The organism is Vibrio sp. 10N.261.52.A1, assembly GCF_002876325.1.
GTDB classification, from domain to species: Bacteria; Pseudomonadota; Gammaproteobacteria; order Enterobacterales; family Vibrionaceae; genus Vibrio; species Vibrio chagasii.
In genome coordinates this window covers 1-7309 of record NZ_MCYD01000225.1, presented here as the reverse complement: position 1 = coordinate 7309, position 7309 = coordinate 1, and the positions used below count along the sequence as shown (strand labels likewise).

Here is a 7309-nt window from a genome sequence, read left to right as displayed (position 1 = left end):
GCTTTCGTCGTTTCTAGGCTATGAGCTTTTGCTCTTCGACTAACAAATCCCAGCCATTTCAACTTAAGTTATCTCAGACTTATAATCGGTATCGTTATTTTTCCCATACCCCCTCTTGTTTAAACATAGGCTTCTTTGATTAGTGCATGGATAGAACTACTTTGCTGCTTATTAGGATGCTTAGCCTACGACTTGGCTCTAATCAGTTTTAGATTAAGTTCATTGCTATTACTGAGGACTATATGGGTTAGTTCGCCATATTAAACCGATAAGCCTATACGCCTATTCGTGTTAGGAATGCATAGGCTTCAGCTTACGGTGTTTGGTCTTGCAGGTTCTAGCTACAAGCTTATCGGTCATCTGTTACTTGGTGTATGCGGTAGTACAACGTTAGTTTTTGCTTGATGGTCAAGTAACACGACACCTTAATGCTGTCCATAGTCCCGGTCTGACCGAATACGACTATAGCTCTTCTGTCCCAAACTGTTGTTTCCTCCTTAGGCAGAAGATAGAAGGGGCGTAGAAGCCCAACTTATCTATCTGGCTCTTACAAATACAAAAACGCCTAGCGTTTGCTAGGCGTTGGTAAATTATGTCTTGAGTACGTTCACTAGAGTATTTGTTTAAGTACTCTGTCAGCTTTTACTCGCGTGATCTTGCGAATCAGCTTTTGAACTTCTTCTGGGTAGCTATCTACTTTGTCTAACTGTTTATAAGTACAAATAAGCTGAGTGTGTTGAAGAATATTATCTACTTCAGCTTGGAACTTGTCAGTTAGGTGGTGATAGTTATCTTGGATAAAGATGCCGTTCTCTAGGTCTAATTTCCAAGCTCTTGGGTTTAGGTTATTACCAGTAAGCAGCATGTAGCGCTTATCGACCCAAATGCCTTTTAGGTGGAAGCTGTTAGAGTCGTGTCGCCAAAGTTGAATCGATAGGTTACGGCTTGCAATATGTGCTTCATTGGCTTTAGCAAAGCGACGTAAGTTCAGTTCATAAAGGTATGGTAGACCACCGATCGTTTTAAACTCTTCTTCTGGAGAGATGAAGAAATCATTCGCCGTTTTGTCACCAACAACAATACTGACCTTTACACCACGCTTAAGCGCCTTCTTAACTTCTTTAGCTAGGCTAGGAGGGAAATTAAAGTAAGGAGTACAAATGAAGATCTCGTCTTTAGCCTGAGCGACCAGTTGATTAATGCCTTGGTTAAGACGATTGCGTCGTTTGCCAATGCCTACTAACGGCGTTACGGCTACTTGCTCTGGTGAAACTTCCTGACCATCAAATTGGTACTGAGATCTGGCTAGAGATGCACGAAACTGGCGGATCGCTGGCTTTAGTTCTTTAGTTGCTGGTTTATTCTTGTCTGCTAAGTCGTAGACAGCGCTATCAGAGATCATTTGCTCATGAACGTAGGCAAACATTGAGTCTGCCAGTGCTGCGTTGTTTAAAACATGGTAGCGGTCAAAGCGATAACGGTCGTGATAGTTCAAGTAGATGTTGTTAAGGCTTGCACCACTGTAAATCACGCTGTCATCAACGATAAAGCCTTTTAAGTGCAATACACCAAAGACTTCTTTACCGCGAACAGGAATGCCGTAGACAGGGACTGGGTGCTGATACTTTTCAGCAAACTCTTTGTACATGGCTGCATTGCCTTCAGAAGACTCTGCACCAATCAGTCCGCGTTGAGCCCTATGCCAATCAACACAAACGCTCACGTCTAGATCTGGATTCTTTTGTTTTGCTTCATATAAGGCAGTTAGGATCTCACGGCCAGCCTCATCATCCTCAAGATATAAAGCGACTAAGCTAATGCGGGTCGTTGCGCGAGCTATCTCATCAAGTAGACGAATTCGAAACTCTTGCGCTGATAGTAGTACTTCAAACTTATCAGGATTCTGCGCTATGGTTGGCAACTGTATGAATGGATTCCTACTGGCAATCATATTGACTGTTTTACCTTAAAAATATGCAAAATTGCGAACCTTTAATTTTACCAAAGGCATAGCCCCAAATACTAGATAATCGAGGCATTCTCTAACAATTTTGCTGATATTGCATAGGAATGAGATCTTTTCCGCTATTTGAATAACGCTCATATAAAACCCGTAAGGCGTTCGGTAGCTGTTTAGAATCGATCTGCACAAATTGGTGCCGAGTGTAGAAGCTCGTAAGGTGCGCATAGGCAAAGCAGTAATCGTTCTCTGTGAGTGTGTGTTTTGCACAGTACTCCATTAGCTGGGAACCTAACTGTTTACCGCGATGTTGCTTCGAGATCGCCATACCTGTCAGTAAGCGCGAGTCTTCTATCGTACGGAAACGGACGACACCACAAAGTTCGTCATCAAGTAAGAGTGAATAAATTAACTCACTTTTATTGGCTTTCCCTGTTGGGTAGTGCTCTTTATAGAAGCGTTTAACAAGGGGAACCTTTACTGGGTCTAATTGAGTAATGATGACATTGTTCATTCAGTCACTGCGCCACTGGTTTATCTGCTGTAGAATGAACGCAGTGTAAGTTAATTGAATATCGTCATGCAATTCCATCTCAATGCTAGTTTAAAAAACGTTCATACCTTTTCTATTGATCAAAGTTGTGATGCTTTGGTTGAAGTGACCACGATTGAAGAGTTGGTCTCGGTTTATCAGGACCCTAAATGGCAATCTACGCCTAAGCTGATGCTAGGAAAGGGCAGTAACATGCTTTTCACTGAGCATTTTGCAGGCCTTGTCATTATCAATAAGCTGTCTGGTATTACCTTAACGGAGTCGGATAACAATCATTTACTCCATGTTAATGGTGGTGAGGATTGGCCAAGCTTAGTTAAATGGACCGTGGAGCAAGGTCTTGGTGGGTTAGAAAACCTAGCCATGATTCCGGGTTGTTCTGGCTCAGCGCCTATCCAGAACATTGGTGCTTATGGAGTTGAGCTACAGGATATATGTGAATACGTCGATATTCTTTGTCTGGATACTTATACAGTTAAGCGATTAAGCAAAGAGGAATGTCTCTTTGGTTACCGAGATTCGATTTTTAAACACGCCCTGTACGGCAAAGCTATTGTGGTCGCGATTGGCTTAACTTTAGCGAAAGCATGGCAGCCATGTAATCACTATGGCCCCTTGAAAAGTCTGTCTGAAGAGACACTTTCACCTCAAACGATATTTAATGAAGTATGTGCTATCCGCTCGAGCAAATTGCCAGACCCTGCTGTTCAGGGTAATGCTGGCAGCTTCTTTAAAAACCCGGTGATCAGTAAAGATCATTTTGATCGCTTGCAGTCTGAGTATCCAACGATTGTGGGCTATGCGAGTGAGAATATGATCAAAGTCGCTGCGGGTTGGCTGATCGATCAATGTCAGTTTAAAGGTGTTAATCAAGGTGGCGCTCAGGTTCATCCAAATCAAGCACTTGTGATCATCAACTATGATGAGGCGACGGCCGTTGATGTGCTTAAGTTAGCAGAACGAGTTCGTCAGGCTGTGCTAGATAAGTTCGATATTCGCCTGGAACATGAGGTTCGCTTTATGGGAAGAGATGGTGAGACAAATCTCGACAAGGCTTTGGAGGCGTTAGTATGAGAGAGCACAGCACTAAGCTAGCACTGTTAAAATGCCTTGCTGATGGTGAGTTTCATTCTGGTGAAGACCTCGGTGAGGTGATTGGGGTATCTCGAGCCGCTATAAGCAAGCACATCAAGGGTATTCAAGAGTGGGGTTTGGATATCTACCGTGTACAGGGTAAAGGCTACAAGCTAGCGGACCGATTGGACATGCTGGACCATGAGCGACTATCTGCTGCTAATAGCAACGCATCTCTTGAACTGATCCCTATTATAGGTTCGACCAACCAACACCTGTTAGATCGCACCAATGAGCTAGAATCTGGCTCGGTTTGTGTTGCTGAATACCAAGCCTCTGGTCGCGGTCGTCGTGGCAGAGAGTGGGTGTCACCATTTGGAGCCAACTTATACCTTTCGATGTACTGGAGACTCGACGCTGGGATGGCAGCTGCGATGGGCCTAAGTCTTGTTGTCGGAGTTGCGGTTGTTGAGGCTTTGGAAGAGATGGGCGTTGAAGGCGTGAAGCTCAAATGGCCTAATGACCTTTACCATAACGATAAGAAACTTGCGGGTATCTTAGTTGAGCTGTCTGGCCAATCTGGCGGTGCCGCTCATATTGTCATTGGTTTAGGGCTTAATCTTTCAATGGACCCTTCAACCTCTGGTATTGGTCAACCATGGACCTCGCTTAAAGAAGTGTGTGATGGTCAGGTGCCTGATCGTAATCAGCTTGCACAATCCCTGATTAACGCTTGGGACAAAGCACTGGTTGATTATGAAATGAAAGGGATGTCGAACTTTGTTGAGCGTTGGAATCGCTTGGATAATTTCTTAGGTCGCAATGTGAAGCTGATTATTGGACCTAGAGAAATTGAAGGTGTCGTACAAGGTATTGATGAGCAGGGTGCTGTATTGCTTAAAACCGAGAATGGTATCGAAAGCTATATCGGCGGTGAAATCTCACTGAGGAAGGGTAGCTAAGACCTTCCTATTTTCTTAGTAATACTTCTTCAACCATGTGATCTGCACCTTTTCGTAGGATCAGGTGCGCTCGCTCTCTGGTTGGAAGGATGTTCTTCTCTAAGTTCAACCCATTGATTGAACTCCAGATCCCTTCTGCTTTATCCAATGCCGCTTGGTTCGATAATTTAGTGTAATGACTAAAGTAAGAGCCCGGCTTGGTAAATGCCCCTTCTCTAAACTTCATAAAGCGGTTGATATACCACTCTTTGATTTGCTGGCTGTCTGCATCCACATAGAGTGAAAAGTCCAGGAAGTCAGAAATGAACACTCGGTGTGGCTCGTGTGGGTAGTTCATTCCACTCTGCAATACGTTAAGGCCTTCAATGATCAATACGTCAGGTAGGTCAACACACTTAACATCATCAGTAATGTTGTAGGTTAGATGTGAGTAGACTGGCGCTGTGACGTTTCTTTTGCACGCCTTGACGTCTGAGACAAAATTCACCAAGCGCTTAATATCGTAAGACTCAGGAAAGCCCTTTTTACTCATCAACCCTTTTTCTTCTAACACCTCATTTGGGTATAGAAAGCCATCGGTGGTGACTAGCTCGACTTTTGGATGGTTTTCCCAACGAGAGAGTAGGGCCTTAAGTAGACGCGCAGTTGTGCTTTTTCCCACTGCAACACTACCAGCAATACCAATAATGAATGGTGGTGCTTTCTCTTTTTTATCAAGGAATTGATGAAGTACTGAATTGCGGTTTTGTCTGGCTGCCACATAGAGGTTCAATAGGCGAGAAAGCGGCAGGTAGATCTCTACAGCTTCTTCCATGGTGAGCTTTTCATTGATGCCTTGAAGCTCTTTTAAGTCGCTTTCAGAAAGTGTCATCGGAACTAAATTCCTTAGTTCAGACCAGTGTCTACGGTCAAATGACATGAATGGGCTCATACAAAACTCTATAGTGGATAACAAAACAAGTGCATGGAAAATACATCAAGCGATAGATAAATAAAATATCTTCCTGTACTAGATGCGGGTTAAAGACGGAAACCTTGAGCTAAATAGTCGTATGTCGGAGTTTGGGCAGAGAATTTTGCACTTTTTTTCAATTTGCTATTGCAAGGTGGAAAATCATTCAATAAAATGCGCCCCACTTGTGCCGACTTAGCTCAGTAGGTAGAGCAACTGACTTGTAATCAGTAGGTCACCAGTTCGATTCCGGTAGTCGGCACCACTTTCTCCCTTTCTTTAAGGCAAGCGAGAGAAAGCTCAAAAATTTGGAGAGGTTCCCGAGTGGCCAAAGGGAGCAGACTGTAAATCTGTTGGCACTGCCTTCGATGGTTCGAATCCGTCCCTCTCCACCATATTCTAAAGGTTAAATAGCTCAAACAGAGTTACGTGTTGCGTGCATCGTATAATGGCTATTACCTCAGCCTTCCAAGCTGATGATGCGGGTTCGATTCCCGCTGCACGCTCCAACTCATTTTGTGTGCTGATATAGCTCAGTCGGTAGAGCGCACCCTTGGTAAGGGTGAGGTCCCCAGTTCGACTCTGGGTATTAGCACCAGTCTAAAGCTTCTTCTCCTTTAATAAAGAAAACCATTTTTTTTGGTTGCGTGGTCTTATTTTAAGCCACCTAATCCGTACCTAGAGGGACACCCCATGTCTAAAGAAAAATTTGAACGTACGAAACCGCACGTAAACGTTGGTACTATCGGCCACGTTGACCACGGTAAAACAACTCTAACTGCTGCTATCTGTACTACACTTGCAAAAGTGTACGGTGGTGTTGCTAAAGATTTCGCATCTATCGATAACGCTCCAGAAGAGCGTGAGCGCGGTATCACAATCGCTACTTCTCACGTTGAGTACGACACTCCATCACGTCACTACGCACACGTAGACTGCCCAGGACACGCGGATTATGTTAAAAACATGATCACTGGTGCTGCGCAAATGGACGGTGGTATCCTAGTTGTTGCTGCGACTGACGGCCCAATGCCTCAAACTCGTGAGCACATCCTACTTGGTCGTCAAGTTGGTATCCCTTACATCATCGTATTCATGAACAAATGTGACATGGTTGATGACGAAGAGCTACTTGAGCTAGTAGAAATGGAAGTTCGTGAACTTCTTTCTGAGTACGACTTCCCAGGTGATGACCTACCAGTTATCCAAGGTTCTGCACTTGGCGCACTAAACGGCGAGAAGCAGTGGGAAGACAAGATCGTTGAGCTTGCAGAAGCACTAGATTCTTACATCCCAGAGCCAGAGCGTGCAGTTGACCAACCGTTCCTACTACCAATCGAAGACGTATTCTCGATCCAAGGTCGTGGTACTGTTGTAACTGGTCGTATCGAGCGTGGTATCCTACGTGTAGGTGACGAAGTAGAAATCGTTGGTATCAAAGAAACTACTCTTACTACTTGTACTGGTGTTGAAATGTTCCGTAAGCTGCTTGACGAAGGTCGTGCAGGTGAGAACGTTGGTGCACTACTACGTGGTACTAAGCGTGACGAAGTTGAACGTGGCCAAGTACTATCTGCTAAAGGTTCTATCAACCCACACACTAAGTTCGAGTCTGAAGTATACGTACTTTCTAAAGACGAAGGCGGCCGTCACACTCCTTTCTTCAAAGGTTACCGTCCACAGTTCTACTTCCGTACAACTGACGTAACAGGCGACATCACTCTACCAGAAGGCGTAGAAATGGTAATGCCAGGTGACAACGTTCAAATGACTGTTGAGCTAATCGCTCCAATCGCAATGGACGAAGG

6 protein-coding genes and 4 tRNA genes are annotated in these 7309 nt (G+C 44.4%); 7 read left to right on the top strand and 3 right to left on the bottom strand.

Features of this window, described 5'->3' with window-relative positions:
* Window positions 1-610: 610 nt before the first annotated feature.
* Together pssA and BCT81_RS02925 are read right to left on the bottom strand one after the other, a co-directional pair.
* Entirely contained in the window at window positions 611-1951 is a 1341-nt protein-coding gene (pssA, locus tag BCT81_RS02930) for a CDP-diacylglycerol--serine O-phosphatidyltransferase (protein ID WP_102423193.1), read from the bottom strand.
* A 91-nt stretch (window positions 1952-2042) separates the two neighbouring features.
* On the bottom strand, window positions 2043-2474 hold the full coding sequence (locus tag BCT81_RS02925) for a GNAT family N-acetyltransferase (RefSeq protein ID WP_061034337.1): 432 nt from the start codon (window positions 2472-2474) through the stop codon (window positions 2043-2045).
* A 66-nt stretch (window positions 2475-2540) separates the two neighbouring features.
* On the opposite strand from BCT81_RS02925, the gene murB reads away from it, so the two are divergent.
* Together murB and birA are read left to right on the top strand one after the other, a co-directional pair.
* Window positions 2541-3587, top strand: a complete 1047-nt coding sequence (gene murB, locus BCT81_RS02920) for a UDP-N-acetylmuramate dehydrogenase (RefSeq protein WP_102423192.1) — start codon at window positions 2541-2543, stop codon at window positions 3585-3587.
* The gene (gene birA / locus BCT81_RS02915; protein ID WP_102423191.1) at window positions 3584-4549 is read left to right on the top strand and encodes a bifunctional biotin--[acetyl-CoA-carboxylase] ligase/biotin operon repressor BirA; all 966 of its coding nucleotides are present in this window, start codon (window positions 3584-3586) and stop codon (window positions 4547-4549) included. Before murB ends, birA begins: the two co-directional genes overlap by 4 nt.
* 7 nt (window positions 4550-4556) lie before the next feature.
* On the opposite strand, the gene coaA is transcribed toward birA, so the two are convergent.
* Window positions 4557-5480, bottom strand: a complete 924-nt coding sequence (coaA, locus tag BCT81_RS02910) for a type I pantothenate kinase (RefSeq protein WP_102423190.1) — start codon at window positions 5478-5480, stop codon at window positions 4557-4559.
* Window positions 5481-5690: 210 nt separating this feature from the next.
* On the opposite strand from coaA, the gene BCT81_RS02905 reads away from it, so the two are divergent.
* The 5 genes from BCT81_RS02905 to tuf form a co-directional block, all read left to right on the top strand.
* Window positions 5691-5766 (top strand) — tRNA-Thr (locus tag BCT81_RS02905).
* 45 nt (window positions 5767-5811) lie between these two features.
* Window positions 5812-5896 (top strand) — tRNA-Tyr (locus BCT81_RS02900).
* A 39-nt stretch (window positions 5897-5935) separates the two neighbouring features.
* Window positions 5936-6010 (top strand) — tRNA-Gly (locus BCT81_RS02895).
* Window positions 6011-6023: 13 nt separating this feature from the next.
* A tRNA-Thr gene (locus tag BCT81_RS02890) sits at window positions 6024-6099 on the top strand.
* A gap of 95 nt (window positions 6100-6194) precedes the next feature.
* A partial coding sequence (gene tuf / locus BCT81_RS02885) for an elongation factor Tu (RefSeq protein ID WP_102423189.1) occupies window positions 6195-7309 on the top strand: 1115 nt, incomplete at its 3' end.